The 25516-nt window shown below is 70.4% G+C and carries 20 protein-coding genes; 8 read left to right on the top strand and 12 right to left on the bottom strand.

Annotated elements, in window-relative coordinates:
* Positions 1-68: 68 nt before the first annotated feature.
* Entirely contained in the window at positions 69-1265 is a 1197-nt protein-coding gene (locus ACFYXE_RS30895; RefSeq protein ID WP_389318225.1) for an alanine--tRNA ligase-related protein, read from the bottom strand.
* Between the two features lie 558 nt (positions 1266-1823).
* Between ACFYXE_RS30895 and ACFYXE_RS30890 the strand changes: the two genes are divergently transcribed.
* Positions 1824-3338, top strand: coding sequence for an FMN-binding glutamate synthase family protein (locus tag ACFYXE_RS30890; protein WP_389318223.1), 1515 nt, complete (start codon positions 1824-1826; stop codon positions 3336-3338).
* A 97-nt stretch (positions 3339-3435) separates the two neighbouring features.
* Here ACFYXE_RS30890 and ACFYXE_RS30885 read toward each other — a convergent pair whose 3' ends face one another.
* Together ACFYXE_RS30885 and ACFYXE_RS30880 are read right to left on the bottom strand one after the other, a co-directional pair.
* Positions 3436-4197 carry a phosphotransferase family protein gene (locus ACFYXE_RS30885; RefSeq protein WP_389318587.1) on the bottom strand — a complete coding sequence of 254 codons (762 nt, stop codon included), beginning with the start codon at positions 4195-4197 and terminating at the stop codon, positions 3436-3438.
* Between the two features lie 193 nt (positions 4198-4390).
* Positions 4391-6439, bottom strand: coding sequence for an ATP-binding protein (locus ACFYXE_RS30880; RefSeq protein ID WP_389318221.1), 2049 nt, complete (start codon positions 6437-6439; stop codon positions 4391-4393).
* A 519-nt stretch (positions 6440-6958) separates the two neighbouring features.
* On the opposite strand from ACFYXE_RS30880, the gene ACFYXE_RS30875 reads away from it, so the two are divergent.
* Genes ACFYXE_RS30875 through xdhC form a run of 3 tightly spaced genes read left to right on the top strand, consistent with a single transcriptional unit; the run spans position 6959 to position 11710 of the window.
* Positions 6959-8476 carry a xanthine dehydrogenase small subunit gene (locus ACFYXE_RS30875; protein ID WP_389318219.1) on the top strand — a complete coding sequence of 506 codons (1518 nt, stop codon included), beginning with the start codon at positions 6959-6961 and terminating at the stop codon, positions 8474-8476.
* A complete protein-coding gene (xdhB, locus tag ACFYXE_RS30870; protein ID WP_389318217.1) occupies positions 8473-10899 on the top strand; it encodes a xanthine dehydrogenase molybdopterin binding subunit in 2427 nt (808 codons plus the stop codon). The genes ACFYXE_RS30875 and xdhB overlap by 4 nt, the downstream gene beginning before the upstream one ends.
* Position 10900: 1 nt before the next feature.
* Entirely contained in the window at positions 10901-11710 is an 810-nt protein-coding gene (gene xdhC / locus ACFYXE_RS30865) for a xanthine dehydrogenase accessory protein XdhC (RefSeq protein WP_361175532.1), read from the top strand.
* A 151-nt stretch (positions 11711-11861) separates the two neighbouring features.
* Here xdhC and ACFYXE_RS30860 read toward each other — a convergent pair whose 3' ends face one another.
* Positions 11862-12452 carry a TetR family transcriptional regulator gene (locus tag ACFYXE_RS30860; RefSeq protein ID WP_361175535.1) on the bottom strand — a complete coding sequence of 197 codons (591 nt, stop codon included), beginning with the start codon at positions 12450-12452 and terminating at the stop codon, positions 11862-11864.
* 159 nt (positions 12453-12611) lie between these two features.
* Between ACFYXE_RS30860 and ACFYXE_RS30855 the strand changes: the two genes are divergently transcribed.
* Complete coding sequence (locus ACFYXE_RS30855; RefSeq protein WP_389318214.1) at positions 12612-14081, top strand: MFS transporter; 1470 nt, start codon at positions 12612-12614, stop codon at positions 14079-14081.
* Positions 14082-14255: 174 nt separating this feature from the next.
* On the opposite strand, the gene ACFYXE_RS30850 is transcribed toward ACFYXE_RS30855, so the two are convergent.
* A complete protein-coding gene (locus tag ACFYXE_RS30850; RefSeq protein WP_389318585.1) occupies positions 14256-15722 on the bottom strand; it encodes an oxygenase MpaB family protein in 1467 nt (488 codons plus the stop codon).
* A 71-nt stretch (positions 15723-15793) separates the two neighbouring features.
* On the bottom strand, positions 15794-16576 hold the full coding sequence (uppS, locus tag ACFYXE_RS30845; protein WP_389318212.1) for a polyprenyl diphosphate synthase: 783 nt from the start codon (positions 16574-16576) through the stop codon (positions 15794-15796).
* 309 nt (positions 16577-16885) lie between these two features.
* On the opposite strand from uppS, the gene ACFYXE_RS30840 reads away from it, so the two are divergent.
* Complete coding sequence (locus ACFYXE_RS30840) at positions 16886-17281, top strand: PRC-barrel domain-containing protein (protein WP_389318583.1); 396 nt, start codon at positions 16886-16888, stop codon at positions 17279-17281.
* A gap of 231 nt (positions 17282-17512) precedes the next feature.
* Here ACFYXE_RS30840 and ACFYXE_RS30835 read toward each other — a convergent pair whose 3' ends face one another.
* The 6 genes from ACFYXE_RS30835 to ACFYXE_RS30810 all read right to left on the bottom strand — a co-directional run bounded on the left by ACFYXE_RS30835 (position 17513) and on the right by ACFYXE_RS30810 (position 23101).
* Complete coding sequence (locus ACFYXE_RS30835; protein ID WP_389318210.1) at positions 17513-18622, bottom strand: glycoside hydrolase family 5 protein; 1110 nt, start codon at positions 18620-18622, stop codon at positions 17513-17515.
* Between the two features lie 1212 nt (positions 18623-19834).
* A complete protein-coding gene (locus ACFYXE_RS30830) occupies positions 19835-20605 on the bottom strand; it encodes a glucose 1-dehydrogenase (protein ID WP_361181254.1) in 771 nt (256 codons plus the stop codon).
* Between the two features lie 197 nt (positions 20606-20802).
* Positions 20803-21498, bottom strand: a complete 696-nt coding sequence (locus tag ACFYXE_RS30825; protein ID WP_389318207.1) for a TetR family transcriptional regulator — start codon at positions 21496-21498, stop codon at positions 20803-20805.
* Between the two features lie 735 nt (positions 21499-22233).
* Complete coding sequence (locus tag ACFYXE_RS30820) at positions 22234-22605, bottom strand: hypothetical protein (RefSeq protein ID WP_389318205.1); 372 nt, start codon at positions 22603-22605, stop codon at positions 22234-22236.
* The gene (locus ACFYXE_RS30815) at positions 22602-22784 is read right to left on the bottom strand and encodes a hypothetical protein (RefSeq protein WP_389318581.1); all 183 of its coding nucleotides are present in this window, start codon (positions 22782-22784) and stop codon (positions 22602-22604) included. The genes ACFYXE_RS30820 and ACFYXE_RS30815 overlap by 4 nt, the downstream gene beginning before the upstream one ends.
* 23 nt (positions 22785-22807) lie before the next feature.
* On the bottom strand, positions 22808-23101 hold the full coding sequence (locus ACFYXE_RS30810) for a transposase (protein WP_389318203.1): 294 nt from the start codon (positions 23099-23101) through the stop codon (positions 22808-22810).
* Positions 23102-23665: 564 nt separating this feature from the next.
* Between ACFYXE_RS30810 and ACFYXE_RS30805 the strand changes: the two genes are divergently transcribed.
* On the top strand, positions 23666-23983 hold the full coding sequence (locus tag ACFYXE_RS30805) for an alpha/beta fold hydrolase (RefSeq protein ID WP_389318201.1): 318 nt from the start codon (positions 23666-23668) through the stop codon (positions 23981-23983).
* Between the two features lie 23 nt (positions 23984-24006).
* Positions 24007-24543, top strand: coding sequence for a hypothetical protein (locus tag ACFYXE_RS30800; protein ID WP_389318199.1), 537 nt, complete (start codon positions 24007-24009; stop codon positions 24541-24543).
* The last annotated feature ends 973 nt before the right edge of the window (positions 24544-25516 follow it).

Below are 25516 nucleotides of genomic sequence, written 5' to 3'. Positions count from 1 at the left end.
ACGTCGGGCGGCTAATCAAGTCGGCGCGGGGCACCAATCCCCCCACCGCCGACGCACCCCGTCACCCGTCACTGCGACCGCAGGCTCAGCACCAGGTCGCGGGGGAGGCCGTGCGTGTCGTGGAGGTAGTGCAGGCTCTCCTCGTCCAACGTCCCCCGGAAGCGGGGCTGGGCCAGGACGCGACGGCCGCGTTCCAGAAGTCCGCGGAACCGCTGCTCCTCCTCCAGCAGGATCACCCGGACACCCTCGCCCTCCACGTCCTGGCGGAAATGGTCCAGGGTGTGCCGGACCAGGTCCAGCGGCAGGTCACCGATGCTGCGGGTGGTGTCGTCGCGCCACAGGACGGTGAGCAGGCGGCGCACCAGCCGCCGCAGCACATAGCCGCGACCGGTGTTGCTCGGGCTTACGCCGTCGCCGATCACCACCACGGCCGACCTCAGGTGGTCACAGACCAGCCGCAGCGACGGCTCGTCGAGCGGCCACAGGCTCGGCACGGTCAGCCGCCACGGCGTGAACACGTCGCACTCGAACACCGACGACTTGCCCTGCAGGCGCGAGACCAGCCGCTCAAGCCCCATCCCAGTGTCGACATTCCGCTGCGGAAGCGGCACCAGCGAACCGTCGTCCAGTTTGCGATAGCGCATCGTCACGTGATTCCAGATCTCCACCCACCGGTCGTCGAGGGTGGGCGTCGATTGCGGCGGGGTGTCACCGGTCCACAGGAAGATCTCCGAGTCGGGGCCGCAGGGGCCGGTCGGCCCGTTGGACCACCAGTTGTCCTCGACGGTCGGCTCCACCGGCACGCCCAGCTCCTGCCACACCTCCTGGGACGGGGTGTCCGGGCCGGTGCGGTCGTCGCCGCCGAAGACCGTGGCATGCATCATGCGCGGATCGAGGCCAAGGCCCTCGGTGAGCAGCTCGTACCCCCAACGCAGGCTCTGCGGACCCTCGTAGTCACCGAGCGACCAGGTGCCCAGCATCTCGAAGACCGTCAGATGGGTGGGATCGCCGACCTCATCGAGGTCCGTGGTGCGCAGGCAGCGCTGCACGTTGACCAGCCGGTCGCCCAGAGGGTGCGGGCGCCCCTCCAGGTACGGGGTGAGGGGATGCATGCCGGAGGTGGTGAACAGCACGGAGTCGCCCTGGGGCGGCAGCAGCGTCGAACCCGTGATGCGACGGTGCCCGCGCTCCTCGAAGTACTCGACGAACGTGCTGACGACGTGGTCGGTGGTCACGCCGCCCGGGATCGTGCGGTCGGTGCTCATGGTGTGGCTCCTTCGCGTGTACAGCGGGGAGGCACCGGACAACGGGTCCGCACGAGCAGTGGATCGCGACACGAGGTCACGGGACATCGGCGGGCCGTTTCCGGTCGCCGGTGGGAAGAGGAAAGACGTCAGGCGGCGGCAACCGGCGAGCTGGTCGCTCGCGCGGTCGCGGTGAGGCGTGGGCCGATGACGTTCATGGGATCGATGGTAACGAGCAGTCCCGGATGAGGCACGTGAATATTGCGCGGCTGCCTGCCGTCGACCTGCCTGCGCTCGTCACGGCGGATCACCGACCCGCAGCGGGCGCGGGCGGAACAGGGCTCCAGGCGCGTGCGGGCAGCACGGGGGTGGCAGCCGCTCCCGCAGCCAAGCCCATCACCAAGGCGTCCCGCAGGCTCCATGCTCGGCGCGACCCTGAAGCGCCTTCAGCAACTGCAGAGCGGCAAACCCGCCACCGTCACGGCCCCGGACGAAATGGCCGCCGCCCAGTGACATCGCCGCGGCATGGGGTAGCGGACTGTGGTGAGGTTCGGCCAGTCGAAAAGAGGAACGTCTTCCATGCGTGCTCGGAACATAGGTGCGGCAGCCGCCACGGGGTTGGCGCTGGTGGCCGCCCGCGATCTCGTGCAGAAGAAGCACGCGTTGCTCAGGAACTACCCGTTGGTGGGGCACGCCCGGTATCTGCTGGAGAGGATCGGCCCCGAGCTGCGGCAGTACGTCGTGACGTCCAACGACGAAGAACGCCCCTTCAGCCGTGATCAACGCAGCTGGGTCTACGCGTCGGCGAAGGAGGAGAACAACTACTTCGGGTTCGGCACCGACAACGACGTCGAGCACGTGCAGGGGCACGCGTACGTGAAGCAGCGCACGTTCGCCGGTCCGCTGCCCGATCTGCACGACCCTCAGGCGCCGTTGCCCTCGGCCAAGGTGCTCGGCGGACCGCGCGGCCGCGCGAAGGCGTTCCGTCCGGCCAGCGTGGTCAACATCTCGGCGATGAGCTTCGGCTCGCTGTCCGGCGCGGCCGTCACGGCGCTCAACAAGGGCGCGGCGCTGGCCGGGACGATGCACAACACCGGCGAGGGCGGTCTGTCGCCGTACCACCTGAGCGGCGGGGACCTCGTCCTCCAGATCGGCACGTCGTACTTCGGCTGCCGCAACGAGGATGGGACGTTCAACCTCGACAAGCTCAAGTCCGTGGTCGCGGGCGCGCCCGTCAAGGCGATCGAGATCAAGCTCTCGCAGGGCGCGAAGCCGGGTCTCGGCGGCATGCTGCCGGGCGCGAAGGTCACCGACGAGATCGCCAGGATCCGTGACATACCCGCGGGCAAGGACTGCGCGTCGCCCTCACGGCACACCGCGTTCCATGACGTGGACTCGATGCTCGACTTCGTGGAACTGCTCGCCACGGAGACCGGACTGCCGGTCGGCATCAAGAGCGCCGTCGGCGAGATGCGCTTCTGGGAGGAACTCGCCACCTCGATGGAGCAGGGCGAGCGAGGAGTCGACTTCGTGACCATCGACGGAGGCGAGGGCGGCACCGGGGCGGCTCCGCTGATCTTCGCCGACTCGGTGTCCCTGCCGTTCCGCATGGGATTCTCCCGCGTCTACAGCGTGTTCGCCGAGCGGGGCCTGACCGACGACATCACCTTCATCGGCTCCGGCAAGCTCGGTCTGCCCGAGAACGCGCTTGTCGCGTTCGCCCTCGGCGTCGACATGATCAACGTGGGCCGTGAGGCGATGCTGTCCATCGGCTGCATCCAGGCGCAGAAGTGCCACACCGACAAGTGCCCCACCGGCATCGCCACCCAGGACCCGTGGCTGGCGCGCGGGATCGACGCGCCCTCGAAGGCCACCCGGGCCGCGATGTATCTGCGCACCCTGCGCAGGGAGTTGCTGAAGGTCTCGGGCGCGGTCGGTGTCGCCCACCCCTCGCTCATCACCCCCGCCGACATCGACATCCTGAACGGCGACTACGACGCCCGCGGCCTGGCGAGCGTGTACGGCTACAAGGACGGCTGGGGCACCCTCGGCCCGCGGCTCGCCCAGGAGATCACCGAACTGCTCACCACCTGAACCGGACGGAGCCGCCCTCCCTCGTCTCCGTGAGCTGCCCGCGTACCGGCAGCTTCGAGGCGGGCACCCACCCGGTCGCGCCACGCGGCGACGTGGCTCAGCCCGTCATCCGGGCCCTGAGGACGTCGACCTCACAGCCCGGCGCGGACGGGTCGAAGCCGTGGTCGATCAGCCAGCGGACCCCCAGCAGGCTCCGCAGCGACCACCACGCGCGGACCACGTCGAGGTCGACGTCGGCGCCGTAGCCGGCGACGACGTCGGCGAGGTGCTCCTCGTGGCCGAGCGTCAAGGTGGCGAGGTCGTACAGGGCGTCGCCCCGGCCCGCCTCGGACCAGTCGATGATGCCGGTGACCTCGTCGCCGCCGTCGCCGTCGATGAAGACGTGCGCGATCTGCAGGTCGCCGTGCGTGAAGGCGGGGGTCCACGGCCGGAGCGCGGCCTGGGCGACCTTGCGGTTGCGGGTCACCAGGTCGGTGGGCAGCACGCCGTTCGTCACGAGCCACTCGCACTCGCCCTCCAGTTCCGCCGTCAGCTCGTCGACGCCCCGTCCCGCCCGGCCGGTGCGGGCCGGCAAGGGCGCGTCGTGCAGCTTCCTCACGGCGGCGCCCGCCGAGGCCCACGCGGAAGGTGACGCGGTCGAGGCCTCACCGAGACGGCCGAGCGCCCTTCCCGGGACCGCGGCGATCGCGAGCACCGGCGGCTTGCGCCACAGGACCTCCGGAGTGGGGACGGGTGCCAGGTCCATCGCCTCGACCTCGACGTCGATGCGTGCCTGATCGCCGTCCACCTTCAGGAACACGTCGCCGACGCGCAGGGTGGCGCGCTCGGAGTGGGCTACGACGACCTTGACCTCATCCATGGCGAAGACCTCATCCATGGCGAACAGCATTCCGGATGCCCGCCGACGACGCGAAGCAATTCTTGTGCGGTCGCGCGACCGGTCGCATGCCGCTGCCCGGAGCGGGCGGTGCGCGCCCGGCGCCGAAGGCCGGACCGCGGTCGCTCTCCTGCGGCCGAGTCGGGTTCCCGCCCTCACCCCCGGGCGGACTGCGTCACGCTCCGCTCAGCAACTGGCCCGCCACCGCCAGGTCGAGGACCGACCCCGGGTCCGCCTCCGTCCCACGGCGGAAGGCGCGGTCGAACGCGCCGTCCCCCACGGCGGCACGTGCGCTGCGCCAGCAGGCCTCCCGTACGTCCCGCAACTCCGGCATCCCCCGCTGGCTGTGCCCCACCGACAGCCAGTACATCTGGCCGATCCCGGACACCAGCGCGGCCGCCTCGCCCTGACCGTCGGCCGCCGCGGCCGCCGCCAGCAGGTCCATCCCGAGCGCGATCCCGAAGCTGTCGCCCAGCATCCGCTTGCCCTCCAGCATCGCCCGCGCATGCTCCGCCGCCTGGCCCGGCTGCCCCTGGGCCAGGGAGATCAGCGCGAGTTGGTAGTCGGTGTACGAGCGGGCCCACCACTCGCCCTGCGCGGCGCAGCCCGCCCGCAGCGAGGCGGCCTCGCGCGCCGCCTCCTCCAGCCGGCCGAGGCCGGTGAGCGCGAACACCCGCACCAAATGGCAGCGCAGCACCGACGGCGAGGTCAGCGCGGGCTCGGCCACCCGGTGCAGGGCCCGTCCCACGTCGTCGTAGGCCCGGCGCGGCTCGCCGTTCATGAGATGCGTGATGCCGAGCAGGTACGCGGCGGACAGCCGCCCCTCCACGCTGCCCGTGTGCGCCGCGTCCCGCGCACACCGCCGGCCGATCGCCGCCGCCTTGGCGTGCTCGCCCTGCAGCAGCGCCGCCACCCCCAGCGCCCACTGCGCCTTCTCCCGCGCGGCGCCGTGGTGCCGGGCGAGCGGCAGCACCCGCTCCAAGTACCGCCGGGCCTCGCGCAGATGGCCGCAGCAGCTCCAGAAGAAGCCGACCAGCCCCGCCAGTTCGACCGCATGCTCGGGCCGCGTTCCGATCAGGTGCTCCAGCGCGGCGCACAGATCGGCGTGGGCCAGGTCGATGCGCCGGTACCAGGAGGCCTGTTGCGGCCCGAGCCATCCTGCGTCGGCGGACCGGGCGAGCTCCAGGAAATGGTCCGCGTGCCGGTCGGCGACCTCGTCCCGGGCCTCCAGCTCGTCCAGCCACATGTGCCCGTACTCCCGCACGGGCGCATGCAGCCGGTAGCGGCCGTCGGCCTCCTGGGCCACCACGGACTTGGCCGTCAGCTCGGCGAGGAGCGAGGTGACGGCGTCGGGGGACAGGGGGCCGCCCGCGCAGACACCACGGGCCGCACCCGAGTCGAAGACGCCGGGAAAGACGGAGAGCCGCGTCCACAGGAGGCGCTCCAGGGGGCCGCACAGCTCGTGGCTCCAGCCGATCGCGGTCCGCAGGGAACGGTGCCGTCGCGGCCAGACGGGCGCCGGCGCCGTGAGGCCGGCCTGGTGCGACCGCAGCCGGTCGACGAGTTCCCCGATCGGATGGTGCATCAACTGCGCGGAGGCCAGTTCGAGGGCGAGCGGGACCCCGTCGAGCAGTCGGCAGATCTCGGCCGCATGCCGGTCCTGCTCGGGATGTCTCATCCGCAGTGCAGGGGCGACGGCCACGGCCCGGTCGAGGAAGAGGGCGAGACCGTCGCCGTCGCACGCCAGCGGCCGCACCGGCACGAGGGCTTCCCCGGCCACGCCGAGACGCTGCCTGCTGGTGGCGAGGACCGTCAGCCGCGGACAGGCCGTGAGGAGGTCGGCGACCAGGTTCCGGCAGGCGGTCACCAGGTGCTCGCAGGAGTCGAGGACGAGCAGCAGCCGCTGATCGGCCAGCCAGGCGCACAGGGCGTCGAAGGGCCCGTCCGGAGTGTGGTCGGCGAATCCCACGGCGTCCGCGACGGCCCCGATCAGCAGCCGCTCGTCGGGCAGTGCGCCCAGGTCGGCCCAGCAGGTCCGGCCCAGGGCCGTCCGCTGCCGCTCGGGCAGCGCGCGCAGCGCGTGCGCGGCGAGCCGGGTCTTGCCCACGCCGCCGATACCGGTGAGGGTGGTCAGCCGCCCGGCGGTGAGCGACGAGACCAGCTCGCCCTGCTCGGCCGCGCGCCCCACGAAGCGATCCGTGTTCTCCGGAACATTGCCTAACATCTGCATAGTTTCGCTCAGTTGGCGACTGATCGGTGCCCGATGCGCGGACAGGATGACCGCGGAGTGCGGGACCGGGCCGGAGCGACGACGACGGCGCGCCCGAACCGTACGCCGGGCACCCGTACGGACAGTGATCTCTTGACGTGTGTGGCCCCAGCCACTAACTTTCGGTAGTCGCCGACCCCTGACGACCCGAAAGGAGGCGACCAGCGGATGAACACCAGCTCTGACCTCGGCCGCCTCGCCCAGCGCACCGTCTGGGTCCCGGGCCGGATCGCGCACGGCGCCTGAGCAAGCCGCTCCGACGCGCCCTCTCGTGGCACGTCCGCGCCGCCCGTCCGCGGCGCATTCCGGGCACTCCCGGGCATTCCGGGTTCCCCCCTCCTCATCTGTGGCACGTCGCTGTCCCGTGCCGTCTTTGCGCCGTCCCACTCCACCGGCGCGCCTGCACACAGAAAGCTGCCCGACATTGGCGAACATCATGAACCGACCGACCGCACACCGAAACGAAGGCCTGTCGTGACGGCGCCGCGGATCACGGTCAACGGCGAAGAGACGCCCCTCTCACCGGCCCCCAGCCACACCACGGCGCTGGACTTCCTGCGCGAGCGTGGCCTCACCGGCACCAAGGAGGGCTGCGCCGAGGGCGAATGCGGCGCATGCTCGGTCCTGGTGGCCCGGCCCGGCGTGGACAAGCCGACCGACTGGGTCGCGGTCAACGCGTGCCTGGTCCCGGCCGCCGCCCTCGACGGCCAGGAGATCGTCACCTCCGAAGGCCTCGCCACCGGCGGTGCGTCCGGCACGCCCCGCACCCTGCACCCCGTGCAGCAGGAGATGGCCGTCCGCGGCGGCTCCCAATGCGGTTACTGCACACCGGGGTTCATCTGCAGCATGGCCGCCGAGTACTACCGTCCCGGCCGGTGCGGGCACGCGGACACGACCGCCGACGCCGGGCCGACCGGTGCCGGGGAAGCGACGGCCGACGCGGACACGCCGGCCGGCACCGACACCGAGCACGGGCCGAACGGCTTCGACCTGCACGCGCTCAGCGGAAACCTGTGCCGCTGCACCGGCTACCGGCCCATCCGCGACGCCGCGTACGCCGTCGGCACGCCCACCGACGAGGACCCGCTCGCCCGGCGCCGAGAGCAGACCGCGCCCGCACCGGTCGCCACCGACTACACCCGCGACGGCAGCGCCTTCCTGCGCAGGGACACCCTCGCCGAGACGCTGGGGCTGCTGCGCGAGCGCCCCGACGCCGTGGTGGTCGCCGGTTCCACGGACTGGGGCGTGGAGGTCAACATCCGCTCCCGGCGCGCGGACTGCGTGGTCGCCGTCGACCGCCTGCCCGAACTGCGGGAGCTGCGCGTCGAGTCCGGCCACATCGAGATCGGGGCGGCCCTGACGCTCACCGAGATCGAACGCCGCCTCGACGGCGACGTCCCCCTCCTGGCCGAGCTGTTCCCCCAGTTCGCCTCCCGTCTGATCCGCAACGGCGCGACCCTCGGCGGCAATCTCGGGACCGGCTCGCCCATCGGCGACAGCCCGCCCGTGCTCCTCGCCCTGGAGGCGACGCTGCTCCTGGCCGACGTCGACGGCGAGCGCGAGGTCCCGCTGGCCGACTACTTCACCGGCTACCGCCAGAGCGTGCGCCGTCCCGGCGAACTGATCCGCGCGGTGCGCGTTCCGCTGCCCCTGTCGCCGGTCGTGGCCTTCCACAAGATCGCCAAGCGCCGCTTCGACGACATCTCCAGCGTCGCGGTCGCCTTCGCCCTCGACGTCGAGGACGGGATCGTACGCAAGGCACGCATCGGCCTGGGCGGCGTGGCCGCCACCCCGATCCGCTCCCTCGCCACCGAGGCGGCCCTTGAGGGCGAGCCGTGGACGGCGGAGACTGCCCGGACGGCGGCCCTGGTGCTGCAGGACGAGGGCACCCCGATGAACGATCACCGCGCCAGCGCCCGGTACCGCTCCGCGATGCTCGGCCAGAGCCTGCTGAAGCTGCACGCACAGACCACCGAGGCGGTGCCGTCATGAGTCATCTGTCCGAGCGTCCCGAGAAGCCGGTCGTCGGCGTCTCCATGCCGCACGAGAGCGCGGTCCAGCACGTCACCGGCACCGCGCTGTACACCGACGACCTGGTCCACCGCACCAAGGACGCGCTGCACGCGTACCCGGTCCAGGTCATGCGGGCCCACGGCAGGATCACCGCGCTGCGCACCGCACCCGCCCTCGCCGTGCCCGGCGTCGTCCGCGTGCTCACCGGCGCCGACGTACCGGGGGTCAACGACGCCGGGATGAAGCACGACGAACCGCTTTTCCCCGACGTGGTCATGTTCCACGGCCACGCCGTCGCCTGGGTGCTCGGCGAGACCCTCGAGGCGGCCCGGATGGGCGCGGCGGCGGTCGAGGTGGACCTCGACGAACTGCCCTCCGTGATCACCCTCCAGGACGCCATCGCGGCCGACAGCTTCCACGGCGCCCGGCCCGTGATGGTGACCGGCGACGTCGACGCGGGCTTCGCCGACTCCGCCCACGTCTTCACCGGCGAGTTCCAGTTCTCCGACCAGGAGCACTTCTATCTGGAGACGCACGCGGCGCTGGCCCACATCGACGAGGGCGAGCAGGTGTTCGTCCAGAGCAGCACCCAACACCCCTCGGAGACCCAGGAGATCGTCGCGCACGTCCTCGGCCTGCACAGCCACGAGGTCACCGTGCAGTGCCTGCGGATGGGCGGCGGCTTCGGCGGCAAGGAGATGCAGCCGCACGGCTTCGCGGCCGTCGCGGCGCTCGGCGCCAAACTGACCGGCCGCCCGGTCCGGCTGCGGCTCAACCGCACCCAGGACCTGACCATGTCCGGCAAGCGGCACGGCTTCAACGCCACATGGAAGATCGGCTTCGACGCCGACGGCCGCATCCGCGCCCTCGACGCCACCCTGACCGCGGACGGCGGCTGGAGCCTCGACCTCTCCGAGCCGGTGGTGGCCCGCGCGCTGTGCCACATCGACAACACGTACTGGATCCCCAACGCCCGTATCGCCGGCCGTATCGCCCGGACCAACAAGGTCTCCAACACCGCGTTCCGCGGCTTCGGCGGACCGCAGGGCATGCTGGTGATCGAGGACATCATGGGCCGGTGCGCGCCGCTGCTCGGCCTGGACCCGATGGAGCTGCGGCAGCGCAACTTCTACCAGGAAGGCCAGTCGACGCCCTACGGGCAGCAGGTGGTCCAGTACGAGCGGATCTCCGCCGTCTGGCAGAAGGCCCTGGACAACGGCGGGGTGGCCGACCGGCAGCGCGAGATCGCCGCCTTCAACGCGACGCACCGGCACAACAAGCGGGCCCTCGCGGTCACCGGCGTCAAGTTCGGCATCTCGTTCAACCTCACCGCCTTCAACCAGGGCGGCGCGCTGGTGCTGATCTACAAGGACGGCTCGGTCCTGATCAACCACGGCGGCACCGAGATGGGCCAGGGGCTGCACACCAAGATGCTGCAGGTGGCCGCGACCACGCTGGGCATCCCGCTGCACAAGGTGCGCCTCGCCCCGACGCGTACCGACAAGGTGCCCAACACCTCCGCCACCGCCGCCAGCGCCGGGGCGGACCTCAACGGCGCCGCGGTGAAGAACGCCTGTGAGCAGTTGCGCGAGCGGCTGCGGCAGGTCGCCGCCACCCAGCTGGGGACGAACGCCTCGGACGTCCGCATCGTCGAGGGCGTCGCGCGCTCGCTGGGCAGCGACCAGGAGGTGGCCTGGGACGACCTGGTGCGCACGGCGTACTTCCAGCGTGTGCAGCTGTCGGCGGCCGGCTTCTACCGGACCGAGGGGCTGCACTGGGACGCGAAGACGTTCCGCGGCTCGCCGTTCAAGTACTTCTCCCACGGCGCCGCCGCTGCCGAGGTGGAGGTCGACGGCTTCACCGGCGCGTACCGCATCCGGCGGGTCGACATCGTGCACGACGTCGGCGACAGCCTCTCCCCGATGATCGACATCGGTCAGGTCGAGGGCGGCTTCGTGCAGGGCGCGGGCTGGCTGACGCTGGAGGACATGCGCTGGGACGCCAGCGAGGGCCCGCACCGCGGCCGTCTCCTCACCCAGGCGGCGAGCACCTACAAGCTGCCGAGCTTCTCGGAGATGCCTGAGGAGTTCAACGTCACGCTCCTCGAGAACGCGACCGAGGAAGGCGCCGTCTACGGGTCCAAGGCGGTGGGTGAGCCACCGCTGATGCTGGCGTTCTCCGTGCGCGAGGCGCTGCGGCAGGCCGCCGCCGCGTTCGGGCCGGGCGGCGTCAGCGTGGAGCTGGCCTCGCCCGCGACGCCGGAAGCGGTGTACTGGGCGATCCAGTCCGCTCGCGAGGGCGGTGCGGCCGGCGACGGGCTCGTCCGCCACGACTCGCCGACCCGCGTACCCGCGGCCGACGGTGCGAGCCGGGACGACGCCAAAGCCCTGAGCGGTGCCTGACATGACCTGGGTGTCCGCGGTCGCGCGGCTGCGAGCACGCCGGGAGCCCGGCGTGCTCGTGACCGTGGCGACCGTGCGGGGTCACGCCCCGCGCGACGCCGGGGCGAAACTCGTCGTGGGGCAGAGCGGGACGTGGGGGTCGATCGGCGGCGGCAACGTCGAGGCCGTCGCGATCGACCGGGCCCGGGAGATGATCGCCGCGTCCAAACCGGAACCGGAACTCATGGACTTCGCCCTCAACGACAAGGTGACCAATCAGCACGGCGTGCAGTGCTGCGGCGGCACGGTCTCGGTGCTGCTCGAACCGCTGCCCGTGGTCCGGGCGGTGGCGATCTTCGGGGTGGGGCACGTCGGCCTGGAACTGGCGCGGATCCTCGCGCGCCAGGACCTCGATCTGCATCTGATCGACACCCGCTCCGACATCCTCGCCGAGGAGCGGCTCGCCGTTCTGGCGGACGCGGTGGGGCAGGTGCACGTGCACCACACGCTGCTGCTGCCCGAGGAGGTGCTCGCGGAGCTGCCGCGCGGCACCCACGTCCTGATCATGACCCACGACCACGCCGAGGACGCCGCCCTGTGCGACGCGGCGCTGCGCACCCCCGCGCTCGGGTCCATCGGTCTGATCGGGTCGGCGGCCAAGTGGGTGCGGTTCCGGCACCGTCTCGCCACCGAGGGCGGCCACGACGAGGCCACCATCGGCCGGATCAAGACGCCGATCGGACTCGCCGAGGTCACCGGCAAGGAACCGGCGACCATCGCCGTGAGCGTCGCCGCCGATCTGCTGCGCGCCTTCGAGTCCGAGGAGAACTGACCGGCGGGAACGAGGGGCGTCCCGCGAGAGCGAAACGAGGGGCGTCCCGGGGGAGCGAACGAGAGGTGTCCCGCAGGAGCGAGGGGAGCTGATCGGTGGGGGCCACGGCGCCGCCCGCCGGCCGGCTCCCCTCGCTCCGTGCTGCCCGGCGTCACGCCAGCTCCGGCCAGCCCCCCTTGAAGTGCGCGAACGCGGCGGCGAGCGAATCGCGCGGCGCCGGGTCGGTGGCGACGAGGTCCGGGAGCTCCAGGACGTAGCGGGCCAGCAGGCGCAGGGCGACGTCGTCCGCGTCCTTGCCCGTCTCCTCGGCGATGACCTGCGCGAGGGCGTGCTCGCAGTTCACCCACAGGGTGCGGGCGTAGCGGCGCAGGGCCGGGGTGGTGACCACGAGGTCGAGCCTGCGCCGGAACTCGTTGTCGAGGTCGTCCGAGAACATCCCGCGCCCGGCCAGGAAACCCTGCAGTGCGTCCAGCACCGAGACGCCCTCCCCGCGCTCGCGCACGGCAGCGGCGAGCGAGGCCTCACGCTCCTCGCTGTCCCCGAGGACGAGCGCCTCCTTGCCGTCGGGGAAATGCGCGAAGAGCGTGGTCAGCGCGGTGTCGGCGGCGGCCGCGATCTCGGCCACCTTGACGTCGTCGTACCCGCGCTCCAGGAAGAGCCGCAGGGCCGCGTCGGAGAGCGCCTTACGGGTGGCCGCCTTCTTGCGTTCGCGACGCCCCGGCTCCGGCTTCGTCTGAGTCATGAGTCCAGCATACCGAACCTTCCCCTAGTCGCTCCGAAGTCCTAGTGATTGCATTTCCGTAGTCACTATGGTTTTCTCGAAAGTGTGGCCGATCGGATCCGGTCGGCACCCGACGCCGTCACGCGGAGCGGTCCGCGCACTCACCGGAAGGAGCCCGTCATGACGTCCACGACGACCACCACCCCCGGGACGGAGGCCGGCTCCTCCGGCACCTCAGGCCCCGGCTCACCTCCGACCGCCACCCTCTCCAAGGCCGCGTTCTGGGTGATCCTCACGCTCGTCCTGCTGGCCGACGCGCTCGACATGATCGACTCGACGGTCACCAACATCGCGGCGCCGACGATCGTCGCGGACATCGGCGGGGGAGAGCCCCTGATCAAGTGGCTCGGCTCCGCCTACGCCCTCGCGATGGGCGTGCTGCTGGTCATCGGCGGCCGCCTCGGCGACAAATACGGCCAGCGCCGCCTCTTCCTCATCGGCATGACGGGCTTCACCCTCGCCTCCGCCGTCTGCGGGCTCTCCCCCGACCCGGCGCTGCTGGTCGTCGCCCGCGTCCTCCAGGGCGCCTTCGGCGCGCTGCTGATCCCGCAGGGCATGTCGATCATGACGCGGAACTTCTCCCGGGAGCAGCTCGGCAAGGCGTTCGGCCTGTTCGGACCGCTGCTGGGCATCTCCTCGGTGGGCGGCCCCATCCTCGCCGGCTTCCTCATCGACGCCGACATCGCGAACCTGTCGTGGCGGCCGATCTTCCTGATCAACCTGATCCTCGGCACGGTCGGCGCGCTCGCCGCCGCGCGGCTGCTGCCGCAGGACACGGGGGACCGCTCGGTCACCGTCGACGGACGCGGTTCCGCGCTGCTCGCCGCGACCATGTTCGGCCTGATGCTGGGCCTGATCGAGGGCTCGAGCGAAGGCTGGAACGCCCTGGCCGTCGGCTCGCTCGCGGCCGGTCTCGTCTTCCTCGTCCTGTTCGCCCGCCGCCAGCGGACGGCCGCCGAACCCCTCATCAAGCCGTCCCTGCTGAAGAACAAGGGCTTCACCTCGGCCCTCGTCCTCGGCCTGTTCTTCTTCGCGGCCACCTCGGGCCTGATCTACGTGATCTCGCTCTTCCTGCAGCAGGGCCTGGGCGCCGCCCCCGCCGACGCCGCGCTCGGACTGCTCCCGCTGACCCTCGGCATCATCGCCGCCGCGTTCGCGACCATGGGCGGCCTGACGAAGAAGCTCGGCCGCGGCGTGGTCACGCTCGGGCTGCTCCTCACCCTCGCGGGCGGCGGCTGGCTGCTCGGACTCGTCGTCGGGCAGGGCACCGGGCTCTCGCTGTGGGAGCTGGCCCCGGCGGTGTTCCTCACCGGCCTCGGCATGGGCTGCTGCTTCGGCACGGTCTTCGAGTTCGCCCTCGGCGACGTCACCGCCGAGGAGGCGGGCAGCGCGTCCGGCTCGCTCACCGCGATCCAGCAACTGGCCAACGGCATCGGCTCGGCACTCGTCACGACGGTCTACTTCCACGCGGGCGCCCCGGCCCACGCCATGACCGTCGCCCTGATCGTGGTCCTCGCGGTCACCGTGCTCTGCCTGCCGATCCTGCGCCTGCTCCCGCACCGCGCACCGGAGGAGCAGCACGGGCACTGATTCCCTCCACCGCTCCGCCCCCGTGGGACCCGTCGCACCGCGACGGGTCCCACGGGCTTACAGGGAGCAGGCGGGCTTACGGGGGAGCGAACCCCGCGCCCCGGCCGACCCGACCACGCCGAGGGCCACCGCGAGCCGCGCCCACCGACAGCGGCCCAGTACGGCGCGGGCGCGTCATGCCTCGGCGAGCAGCGGATCGAACGGGGTGGTGCGCCGACGACCGGACATGAAGGCCAGGAACTCCTTCACGAAAGCACTGCGCGTGTACGTCGTTCCGGCGGGACCTGTCGAGTCGCGGTGGAACGCCGTACGGAACAGCGTCCGGTACTCCCCGGCATCGATGCACTGATCACCGTTCCTGTCGGTGACGTCGAAGAGCACTTCGGCGACCCTGATCAGCGCGGGCCCGGCCAGCGTCGGCGCGGCATCCGCGTACTCCTGCGCGCTGATGCTGCCGTCGCCGTCGGCGTCCAGGGCCGTCTGCAGTTCCCGCCACCAGTCGGCGAAGGCGTTGTACAGCCGGGTCTCCTCGGCCTCGTCCAGGTCCAGGCGGCTTGCGAGCTCGCGCGCCATCGCCGCGAGGTCGGGCCAGTCCAGGGAGCCGTTCCCGGTCTGGTCCAGGACCTGCCGGAAGAATTCCTCCGCTTCTTGCCGGCGCGCCGAAGCGGTCGCCGACGTCGCGCGGCCGGCGGGTTCCGGCTGGGCGGGAACCGGGGTGATGAGCCTGAGCAGCGCGCCTGCCCGCTTCATCCGGGCCTGCAGGGCCGCCATGGTCCTGGCGCGCGGGTCGTCGCTGTCGGGAGCCATCGACAGGACGTCGATGATGTTCTCCGGCCGGATCCAGCTCTCGGGCAGGAAGCGGGTCAGCCCGATGGCCACATACGCGCCTTGCATCAGCGTGTGCGCGCCGGGCATCTCGGGGAGCCCCGCCCGACGACGGAACGGCTCGGGGAGCGACGCCACGGCGATCGCCCCGAAGGCGGGGCCGGCGACGGCGCGACCGGTGGCCCACAGGGTGGGCAGTCCGCTGAGCAGGGGAGGAGCGGGGAGGTGGTCGAACAGCCGGTACAGGATGATGCGCATCGCCTCCGTGTTCTCCAGCTCCTCGGCGACCACTCTGTCGTAGTACTGCCAGAACTCGGGAAGCGTGTCGGGCAGATGCCCGGGTTCGTCGCCCATCGAGGCGAGCATCGCGCGGAACTCGGCGTACAGGCCCTCCATGAAGTCCTGCTCCAGGGGCTGGCCGCTCATCCGGCACATGGTGACCGAACTCTCGAAGAGTGTCGCCACCACCCAGGCGCGCGCACCGGGGTCCATCGCGTCGTAAGGACGGTTCTTGGGATCCGTTCCCGTCAGCCGAGCGTGCATCCGGTTGAGCCGCGCCGCTTCCCGGTCGCGTACGGCCTCGTCGACCGCGGCCATGCGCTGCATGCTCAGGAAGGTGTTCCGCAGGCGTCGCCAAGGGTGGGCGACGAACGTGGAGTTGTCGATGAGGGCCGCCCCGATGGTGGGGTGCGCCGCTTCCAGCACCGTCGCCCGGACCATGGCGAGCGCCCACCGGGGGTCATTGAAGAACGTACGGAACCGCGAGGGAGGCTCAGCGCCGGGCTGGTCGCCGAGGCCGGGGCCGGGGCCGGGCATGAAGGTGGGCTCGGATTCGGGGTCGGCTGTGCCGAGGCCGGTGTCGACAGGGTGGGCCGGGTCCGGGATGGTCACGGTCGCGAGGCTCCGTTCTCGTTCGGCTGCACGCCGCCGAAGCGACGTTCGCGGTGCCGGTAGGCGTACAGGCACTCAAGGAAGTGGGAGGCGCGGAAGTCGGGCCACAGCACCGGCGGGAAGACCCACTCCGCGTACGCGACCTGCCAGAGCATGAAGTTCGAGATCCGCTGCTCCCCGGACGTGCGGATCACCAGGTCCACGTCGGGTGTGTCCGGGTAGGGGAGGTGGGCGGCGAAGACCTCTTCGGTGACGGCGTCGGCGTGGGTTCCGCTGCGCAGGAGCGAGCGGGTGGCCTCCACGATGTCCCTGCGCCCGCCATGGTCGAAGGCGACGGTGAGGGTCATGCCACGGTTCTCGGCGGTCAGCGTCATGAGGTCGTCGAAGTCGCGGCCCAGATCGCGGGGGATACGTGAGTCGGTCACGCCGAGGAAGCGGCACCGGATGCCGCGCGCGTGCAGGAACAGGGCGTGCTTGCGCACGACGCGACGCACCAACTGCATCAGAAAATCTACTTCGTTGCTCGGCCGCCCCCAGTTCTCCGTGGAGAACGCGTACAGGCTCAGCCATTGGACTCCGGAGGACCGGGCCGCCTCGATGACGTCGATCACGGTGGCCTCGGCGGCGCTGTGTCCCGAAGTGCGCGGCAGGGAACGGGACTCGGCCCACCGGCCGTTCCCGTCCATGACGCACGCGACATGGCGCGGCACGCGCCCCTGGGCACCGGTGTCCTGCCCGGGTAAGGGCCCCGGGGCCGACTCCTCGACGGTCTGTTGCATGTTTGTGCCTCCCCCTGGGCATTGATGGCCGCCCTTCCCCACGTCAACAGCTTGTCACTGATCCGTCACCTTGCGTGGTGCGCGGTGGCATATTCACTCCTGGGACGCCAGTGCGAAGCCGGGGACTTGCGGTCCACCCGGGCGGATCATGGCCGAAGGCATGCCCGAGAGGAGGCGAAGTCGAGCCGTGCGCGAATTCGTTGTTTGCGGACGGCGTCCTCGGACAGTCGGGGGGTGTCGCTGGTACGGACGCACGGTGCAGCCCTGCACCGCCTGACCGGGAACCACCAGCGCATGGAGGCGTTCACCATGACCGAGAACATCTGGAGCTATCCCACCTCGTCGGGGCACACCCCTGACGTCGACCTGACGGGCTACAAGGTCGAGGCGACGGACGGGCAGATCGGCAAGGTCGACAAGCACTCCAACGACGTCGGCTCGCAGTACATCGTCGTCGACACCGGCGTGTGGATCTTCGGCAAGGAGGTCCTGCTGCCGGCGGGAACCATCACGGGCATCGACCCCGAGGCGAAGACGATCCAGGTCGCGCGGACCAAGGAACAGATCAAGGACGCGCCGGAGTTCGACAAGAACAAGCACCTGGGGGACTCGGCCTATCACGACCAGGTCGGCACGCACTACCGCTCTCACGAGCAGCCCGGCGGCCCGGGCTTCGGGCCGACCGGCCGGGGCGGTCTCGTCTGACGGACGTCCCTTGAGCCCGCACGATCCTGCCGGCGCCCGCACGGGCCCGTCGGCAGGTGCGGGTGGGCGCGCACGGGTACGGAACGACGCGGGGCCGGGCCTGTGAAAGGCCCGGCCCCGCATGTGCTTCCGCTGTCGTCGGGTGCGCAGCCCGGAGCGCACCCCATCTTTCGCCCGCCCCGGCGACGGCCCGACATGCGCCGCCCTCAGGCCTGAGGCCGGGCGACCGGGTCACGCCTTGATGCGCTCCCGGATCCACACACCGGCCGGCTTCAGGACGCCGGTGCCGGTCCACTTGTCACCGTCACAGGTGCCCGGCTTGAAGACCGCTCCCGACCGCGAGTCGTCGGAGTAGTTCCAGTTGGTCCAGGAGATGTTCTTCTGCTTCATGAGGTCGATGTACTTCTGGGACATCGTGAAGTTGTTGCCGCCGTCACCCGAAGCCTTCTGAGTCCCGAACTCGGTGACGAACATGGGGATCTCGTCGGCCGCCCGCGACAGCGTGCGGAGGTATGCGTCGTCGTGGTCGGCGGCGTAGAAGTGGAAGGTGTACATGATGTTGTCGGCGTCGACCGGGTCGTCGACGACCTCGCTCTCGTCCGACCCCTCGGAGACACCGAGCGAGGACCAGGCGCGGGTGCCGACGAGGACGATGCCGTCGGGGTCGTACCGCCGGATGACGGGGATGATCTCTTCCGCGTACGACTTGATCTCGGACCACTCGACGCCGCTGGGCTCGTTGGCTATCTCGTAGAAGACGTTCGGCTGGTTCGCGTACTTCTTGGCCATTTCGGTGAAGAACCGCTTGGCCAGCTGGGTGTTCTCGTTGGGGTCGCCGGGCGAGAGCATGTGCCAGTCGATGATCGCGTACATGCCGCGTGCGACGGCCTGGTCGATCACGCGCTGCGCGATGCGGGTGAACTTCGCGGGGTCGGTCTCATAGCCGTCCTCCTGGACATAGGTCGACACGCGCAGCACATCGGCCTGCCAGTCCCGCGCGAGGGCGTCCAGGGAACCGTTCGTGAGGCACTGCTCGTACCACTGGGTGCCGTGCGTGCTCATGCCCTTGAGCTGAACGGCCTTGCCCTGGGCGTTGCACAACCGGGTGGCGCAGAGCTCCAGCTGTCCGTTCACGGCGACGGGCGACCCGGCGGGGGCGCGGACCGCGCCGGGGCTCTTCTCGACGTCGACGTCTTGGTTCGCGCCCTCTCTGACGCTCGCGCCGGCGCTGGACTGCGGGGCGAGGACGAGCATCGATCCTGCCGTGAGCGCCGCGGCGGCGGTCAGGGCGATCCAGGGATGCCGCGGACGGGGGTGGCGTTGCGCGTGGGCCATGGCCATGAGAGGTGCCTCCTGTGTTCGCGTCGCTCTGTGGGGAAGTGCGGTGGCGCGTGTTCAGGGGGTGCGGGTGGTGAGGCCGTGAGGGTGGCGTGGATGGTGTGGGTGGTGTGGGTGGTGAAAGTGGTGCGGGTTGTGCCGCGTTGAGAAGAGGTGGGGCTGGCGGGAAAGCTAGGGTTCTTTTTCGACGCCGTCAAGACTGACAGTAAGGTTTCCTATTACATAGGGAGGAACGCGGGCTTGCTCGCGGGGGTGTTGAACCCCCTTGTGCGGCCGACGGGTTGGCGGCGGGCGGGGGCGCGGTCTGCGCGGTGCGGGCGCAGGCGATGCGTCTGCTCAGAGATGGCTCTGAACTGCCTAGTTGTGGCGCGGGGCGTGGTCGATCGTGGCGATTGGTGGGGTGCGGCGCCGGGTTGAGGGTGCCGCTTCTGTGGCGCGTGGTGTTGTGCGGGTCTGTGGTGGTGGGGGAGTGCTGTTCAGGGAGTCTGCCGTAGTTCAGTGATGTGAACGAGATTGAGGGCGGGATGAGTTCGAAGGCCCCTTCCTCCGATCTTCCGACCCGTGGCTCGACCGTTTCGTCGACCGCGGGCATGCGGGTGCCCGGCGTGTGGGCGAAGAGGTGGAGGGTGTCGACTACGGGCTGGGTGAAGGCCTGGTCGCCAAGGTGTGGAGGGTCCGGCAGTCGCCGAACATCGATCTCACCCGCCAGGTGTACGCGGACATCGCGCGGGACCCGGACACCCGCTGCAGCTTCTCCACGCCGGAGATCATCGACGTGGACGTGGAAGACCGCGAGGGCGCCCTGGTGACGTACGAGCGTGAGCTGCCCGGAGCCCTCGCGCGGGTCGACTCCGCGCACTGGCCCTTCGAGCGTGAATTGCGGGGCCTCCGGGACGGCGACGTGCTACACGACGTCTTGCGAGGGCTTGCTTGCGTGGGCTTGCATCTTGGCTGCCGTAGCCGCGCCGCGGCCATCTGGGACATGTACGGACCGCATGCTGCCTGCCACGCGACGGAGTTCACCGGCCTCTTCGCCCGTGAACTCGGACACGCGCCGACGTTTCTCGCCGCGTACCAGGCCGCATATGCCCTCACGGCCTATGGCCTCCTGCTCGGCCTGGACGACAGCGACGGGCGCACCCGGGAGAGGCTGGCTTCACGCCTGCCTGTCCGGACTGCTCGCACGCCTGCTTGCCAGCGCGCCCGCCGGCCCGTCTACCAGGTCGTGGCTCCGCCGTCGACGGGGACGGTGGCACCGGTGACGAAGGAGGCGTGGTCACTGCAGAGCCAGGCGGCCGCCTCGGCGATCTCGCTGGGCTCGGCCATACGGTTCTGCGGGGAGGAAGCCTTGCTCTTGGCCTCCTGGGCGGGGAAGCGGGCGAACCAGTCCTCGGTCATCTCCGAGCGGGCCAGGCCGGGTGCGATGGCGTTGACGCGAATGTGATGCGGCGCGTACTCGACGGCGGCGACCTTGGTGAGGCCGACGACGGCGTGCTTGGCGGCGATATAGGGCGCGGCGACGGAAGTGGCGACGAGCCCGGCGACGCTGCTCGTGTTCACGATGGATCCGCCGCCGGTCGAGAGCATGGCGGCGATCTCGGGACGCAGGCTGTTCCAGACCCCGCGGACGTTGGTGTCCATGATCAGGTCGTAGGTGTCGTCACCCATGAGGTGCAGAGGGGTCTTCTCCACGGCGGCGCCCGCGTTGTTGAACGCCGCGTCGAGGCGTCCGTACGTGTCCACCGCGTGGGAGACGGCGCGACGCATGTCGTCGGCGACCTGTACGTCCGCCGTGCAATAGGTGGCCTCGGCCCCTTCGGCGCGCAATTCCTTCACCAGGAGCTGGAGGCGGTCCTCGCGCCGGGAAACGAGTACGACCCGGGCGCCTTCGCGCGCGAACACGTGGGCCGCGGCCGCGCCGATCCCGCTGCTCGCTCCGGTGATGAGGGCGACTTTCCCGGCGAGCGAACCCTGGCCCTGCGTCATGCTGCGCACTCTCCTTGGCTGGAGCCTGTCTGAGGCGGCGTGTGCCGCCGAGCTGGTGTCGCTCCTGCCGGGGCGTGAGGACCTCGGCAGCTTAGCGTGCGCGTTCGATAACTGGGGGTGGATTTTGAGGTCTTGGAACTTCAGGGGGAGTGGGCCCTGGCGCCGTCGTGGTCAATGGCCGCCGCGGCGTCGGCTGTTCAGGCGGTGGGGGTGAGGAGTTGCCAGAGGTGGGTGAGGGGGGTGGGGGTGGTCCATTGAGGGTTGGTGCGGGCGAGTATCTCCAGTCCGGTGGTGGTGGCAATGAGGGTGGTGGTGAGGGCGTGGGGGTTGATGTGTGGGGGGAGGGTGCGGTCTTGGCTGGCTTGGGTGACGTGGTGGTGGATGGTGGTGTGCCAGTGGTGCTGGAGGGTGTGGGAGCCGGGAGCGGGGGTCGGGGCGGGAGTGGTGGGGGCTGCGGTGGTTGCGGGGGCGTCGGGGGCTGCGGTGTTGGCTTTGGGGGTGGTGGTGGCGTCTGCGCCTGTGGCCGCACCTGTGGGTGCGTGGGGGGTGGGAGTGTCGGTGGTGAGCCGGAAGGCGGCGCGGACGGTGGTGTTGGTGTGGAGGAGGCGGATGAGGTGGTGAGTGAGGTCGATGAGGTTTTGGAGGGCGGGGGCGGCGGGGTCGGGGTTGAGTTGGCGGGTGGTGTGGTGGAGGGCTTGGGTCGCCGCTTGGTCGATGGCGGTCGCCAGGGCGGCTTTGTTGGGGAAGTGGAAGTGGAGGGCCCCGCGGCTGACGCCGGCGCCGGTGGCTATGTCGTCGAGGCTGGTGTTGGTGTAGCCGTGCTGCTCGAAGAGGCGTGCGGCGGAGTCGAGGAGATGGGTGCGGGTACGGGTGGCGCGGGGCTGTTGGTTCATGGGTGTCTTCCGTCCGGGGGCGGGGTTGCGGTCGACGTATAAAACCAACTTGACGGTTTGATCTCCAGGGGTGGGTGAAGTCCGGCATATGCGGGGGTGGGGTGTGGCGTGTTCCGTTTGGCGCGGTGCGGGTCCTGGAGGGTGGGTCACCTCTACAGGCAGGTGCGGGATGGACCCCGCGCGCCGACCGGTGCGGTGGCCGGAAGCCGGGGGGTTCCGTTCCGGCCACCGTCCGGTGGGCGCGCGGGGGCGTGGGTGGGGGGCGGGGATGGTGCCCGACCCCTGTTTCATACCGAACGCGCGGTTTTATTTAAGCATGGACGGGCCGGTTCCGTCTCCCCTAAGGGTGCCGGATTTTTCGCGTTCCTTGGATTCCGCTTCTTGGTGGGGGAGTTGGGGGTGCGGTGACGCCGCTTGTGGTGGGGGCGGTGGGGGTCCGTGGTGGGGTGCGGGACCTGCGTGCGGGGGCTGGGGGCGGGGGAGGCTGTTGTCTTTCCGTTCTTGATCGCCGTGTTACCGCTGGTTCGGCATAGTCCGCTGGTTGCCGTGGCAGGCAGGACACGTTGTGGCGGTGCGGGCGTGGAGGTGCGGGACGCCGTCGGTGATCGGGTTGCTGGAAGAGCGTGAACGAGTCGCTTCCCAGAGGGTCGAGGTGCTGCGGGAGGCGGCGGACGTGAGGTCGCTGGTGGCGTCGTGCCGGGAAGGGCACGACGCGTCGGTGCTGCCTACGGAGTATCAGCGGATCGTCACGGTGCTGAACTCTGCCGAAAAGGGCTTGGCCTGCAAAGAGTTGGCGTCCAGGCTCGGGGTGGATATCGCGGTGAAGACGAGGGTGGAGGGCGTGCGGTCGAGGGCGAGGCGGCTGGTGGACCGGGGCTGGCTGGTCAGGGAGCCGTCGGGGCGGTTCACGCCTGCCGCGGGCCTGCGAGGCGGCGGATCATGGGCATCGTCATCGACCACCGGATCATGAGCATCGCTGCTGTCAGGCCGGCGCTCGTAGTCACGGACGAGACGGCGTGAGCGAAGCAGCCACGCGAAAGACCGTTCCACGTACCACCGCCGGGGCAGGACCACGAAGCCGGTGATGTCGTCGGTGCGCTTGATCACCGTGACGGCCAGGTGCAGGACGGCCAGGGCCCAGGTGATGAGGGTGCCGCGGTGTAGCCGCCGTCGGCCCATACATTCGTGATGGTGGGGAAGCGGTCGGCCAGGTCGGGCAGGTCGGGCAGCATGTCGGTGGCCGCCTGGCGGTCGGTGACGTCTCCCGCGCTCACGTAGATCGTCAGCAGCAGTCCGAGGGTGTCGCAGATCAGGTGCCGGCGCCTGCCGTTGATCTCTTGCCGCCGTCGTAGCCCCGACTGCCGGCACCGACCACCGCGTCGGCCTTCACCGACTGCGAGTCGATGACGGCCGCGCTGGGTTGCTGATCCCGGCCCGCCGCCTGACGGACCTTCCCGCCCAGCCGGTCGTGGAACTCGCCGATCAGGCCGTGCTCCCGCCAGCGGCGGAAGAAGGCATCGACCCGGTCCCGGGGCGGGAAGTCGGCCGGCATCGCTCGCCACTTGATTCCGACGTCGACCACGTAGAACACGGCGCCCAGCATGACCCGGTGGCAGTAGCGCTCCGCCCGCCCCGCCTCGCCCCTCCAGTCAGGCAGGAACCGGCAGCAGCGGCCGGATCTCCTGCCACTGGACGTCGGTCAGGTCCGTCTCGTAAGCCCGGACCCGGCCGGGATGATCAGCGGCGCTCCCGAACCGGCGAGTAAGACAATCGCACAAAACGAGCGGCGAGTTGAACTCGGTGGACTCGAGCGCGTTTACATACGACAACATGACCTCCTGGAACCGCTCGGACGGGGTCGCTCCCCGAGCTACCAAGAGGTTCGGTGTTCATGCGCGCTCAGCCGGAAGACCACCCGGCCGGGACCCCAGTCCTTCCGTATGTTCGAGGACCGGTAGCAACACGACTGCACAGGGATGATCGGCAATGCGGTCGCGCGGGTGCCAGGCGGGGCCTATGGTCTCCATCATGCATTCGGTGCTCATCAACTGGCAGTCCCTGCGCATCCGTTCGGAGTCCCCGACTCGGTGCTGACCCGAGCGTTCCGTCGGCACCTGGTCATCCGTGCACTGTTCACCGTTCGTCTCCGGATGACGAGGATTCCTTCATGCACACCAGCGCACGCCCCACCTTCGTTTTCGTTCCTGGCGGGTCCAGCAACGCCCGCGCCTGGGGGCCGTTGCAGAACGAGCTGGCCCTCCACGGGCACCGTTCGTACGCCGTGGACCTGCCCGGGCACGGCGACCGCGCCAACCACCCGGCCGCCTACTACCAGCAGCCGCAGGACCTGGCGGAACTGGCCGCCGCCCCCTCCCCGATGCGAGGCATCACGTTGCAGGACAACGTCCGTCACGTGCTGGACGTCCTGCACCGGCTCGCTCCGTCGGGGCCCTGGTCCTGGCGGGCAACAGCTTCGGCGGCCTGACCGTCACCGCCGTCGCGAACGCCGTGCCGGAACTCCTCGACCGCGTCGTCTACCTTTCCGCGGTCTGCCTCAGCGACCCGGCGATGGTCACCGAGAAGTGGGACGTCCTCGACGACAACGTGCTGGACGCCGCAGCGGCACGCATCACCGTGCCGGACACCGCAAACCAGGGGGTGGTACGGCTGAACTGGCGCGCCGCGCACGCCGACCCCGTACTGTTCGCGCAGCTCAGGGCCGCCGTCATGGCCGACTCCACCGACCACCAGTTCCGGATGCTGCTCGACTCCATGGACCCGGACGAGAACTACGCGGTGCTGGAGGAGGGCGCGGTGGCCCGGGCTGCGCCGTGGGGTGCGGTCCCGCACACCTTTGTACGCCTCACCGAAGATTTGAGCATCCCCCCGGCCGTCCAGGACTACATGATCCGCAAGGCGGACGAACTGACCCCGGAGAACCCGTTCGACGTCCGCACTTTGGCCGCGTCACACGTCGGATACTTCAGCCGACCGCACCTCTTCGCAGCACTCTTGGCCGACCTGGTCCGAGCGGCGTCGAGGTAACAGGGGCTCTCGTCCCCAGTCACCGGGAGGTGGATCAGCCGGTCGGATCGTCCCCTGCAGCGCGACGGAGTTCGCCGAGGGCGATCCGGCCGGAGCCCACCCCGTCCATGGAGCCCCTTTGTCCAGCCCGTGCTCGTGCTGTTTGGCTGGGCGGGGAGGGTGATGGCCGCTTGGCGGGGAGGTGGCGAGTGGTGGGTGGAGCGGGGTAGGGGTGGAGAGCTGAGTTCAGGGTTTGTGGGGGCCGTGCGGGCGGCCTGCAGGTGCGGTGCCTGTTTCTGGATCGCTGTTCGCCCCTCCGTCTGTGGGTCTGTCTGCGCGCCTGTCCTCTTGTGCGTCCGCTCGTCTGCCCGTCTGCCCGTCCGCCCGTCCGCCCGCCTTTGCGACTGGTGCCGATTCCCGCGTGTGCCTGGCCTTCTGGGCTGCCTAGCTTGGAGCTCTTCCGCCGTCCGCCGTCCGCCATCCGTCGTCTTGGGTTCCTGCCGTTCCGGTCCTTCCGGTGCTCAGGGGCTAGGAGCTTCCGTAGTTCGGAGCTGTCGGCCCCGCGGTGCCGTGGTCTTTCCGGCCCAAGGGCGGCCCCGCGTACGCACGTTGTTTGGCCTTCCGGAATCTCAGCCCGTCCCGGTATCGCGGGATTGCGGTCGTCTTCCACCGATGACTGTCGGCCTTGCGGCGTCCCGGGCCTTTGGTCTCTGGGGCCTTTGCATTCCCTGACGGTTCTCACGTCTTGGTGTCCCTGGGCCGACCTCGGCGCCTTCTTTGGTGGTGCTCCGTGCTTCTCCTGCCGTCCAGTGCACTTGTTCCAAGGTCTTTTGTGGTCCGTTCTCCCGCTGTCTCGTTCTGGGCGTTTGTGCTGGTGGAGGCTGGTGTGGGGCGCGTTGTTGGTTGGTGGGTGGGTGGGGTGCTTGAGGGATATCCGAGTTTGTTTTGAGGGGGTCGGTTGAGCGTGGGTGGGGTTGTTGGGTTGTTGGTTTGT

Source organism: Streptomyces sp. NPDC002564 (assembly GCF_042889645.1).
Lineage (GTDB): Bacteria > Actinomycetota > Actinomycetes > Streptomycetales > Streptomycetaceae > Streptomyces.
The sequence above is the reverse complement of the archived record's forward strand: the minus strand, read 5'-3'. Positions and strand labels throughout refer to the sequence as shown.

What these genes read in the sequence shown, in the direction of transcription:
- ACFYXE_RS30895 (WP_389318225.1), bottom strand. Translation starts at nt 1,265, where the DNA reads ATGAGCACCGACCGCACGATCCCGGGCGGCGTGACCACCGACCACGTC.
- ACFYXE_RS30890 (WP_389318223.1), top strand. Translation starts at nt 1,824, where the DNA reads ATGCGTGCTCGGAACATAGGTGCGGCAGCCGCCACGGGGTTGGCGCTG.
- ACFYXE_RS30885 (WP_389318587.1), bottom strand. Translation starts at nt 4,197, where the DNA reads ATGGATGAGGTCAAGGTCGTCGTAGCCCACTCCGAGCGCGCCACCCTG.
- ACFYXE_RS30880 (WP_389318221.1), bottom strand. Translation starts at nt 6,439, where the DNA reads ATGTTAGGCAATGTTCCGGAGAACACGGATCGCTTCGTGGGGCGCGCG.
- xdhB (WP_389318217.1), top strand. Translation starts at nt 8,473, where the DNA reads ATGAGTCATCTGTCCGAGCGTCCCGAGAAGCCGGTCGTCGGCGTCTCC.
- xdhC (WP_361175532.1), top strand. Translation starts at nt 10,901, where the DNA reads ATGACCTGGGTGTCCGCGGTCGCGCGGCTGCGAGCACGCCGGGAGCCC.
- ACFYXE_RS30860 (WP_361175535.1), bottom strand. Translation starts at nt 12,452, where the DNA reads ATGACTCAGACGAAGCCGGAGCCGGGGCGTCGCGAACGCAAGAAGGCG.
- ACFYXE_RS30855 (WP_389318214.1), top strand. Translation starts at nt 12,612, where the DNA reads ATGACGTCCACGACGACCACCACCCCCGGGACGGAGGCCGGCTCCTCC.
- ACFYXE_RS30850 (WP_389318585.1), bottom strand. Translation starts at nt 15,722, where the DNA reads ATGCCCGGCCCCGGCCCCGGCCTCGGCGACCAGCCCGGCGCTGAGCCT.
- uppS (WP_389318212.1), bottom strand. Translation starts at nt 16,576, where the DNA reads ATGCAACAGACCGTCGAGGAGTCGGCCCCGGGGCCCTTACCCGGGCAG.
- ACFYXE_RS30840 (WP_389318583.1), top strand. Translation starts at nt 16,886, where the DNA reads ATGACCGAGAACATCTGGAGCTATCCCACCTCGTCGGGGCACACCCCT.
- ACFYXE_RS30835 (WP_389318210.1), bottom strand. Translation starts at nt 18,622, where the DNA reads ATGGCCATGGCCCACGCGCAACGCCACCCCCGTCCGCGGCATCCCTGG.
- ACFYXE_RS30830 (WP_361181254.1), bottom strand. Translation starts at nt 20,605, where the DNA reads ATGACGCAGGGCCAGGGTTCGCTCGCCGGGAAAGTCGCCCTCATCACC.
- ACFYXE_RS30825 (WP_389318207.1), bottom strand. Translation starts at nt 21,498, where the DNA reads ATGAACCAACAGCCCCGCGCCACCCGTACCCGCACCCATCTCCTCGAC.
- ACFYXE_RS30810 (WP_389318203.1), bottom strand. Translation starts at nt 23,101, where the DNA reads ATGCTGGGCGCCGTGTTCTACGTGGTCGACGTCGGAATCAAGTGGCGA.
- ACFYXE_RS30805 (WP_389318201.1), top strand. Translation starts at nt 23,666, where the DNA reads ATGCACACCAGCGCACGCCCCACCTTCGTTTTCGTTCCTGGCGGGTCC.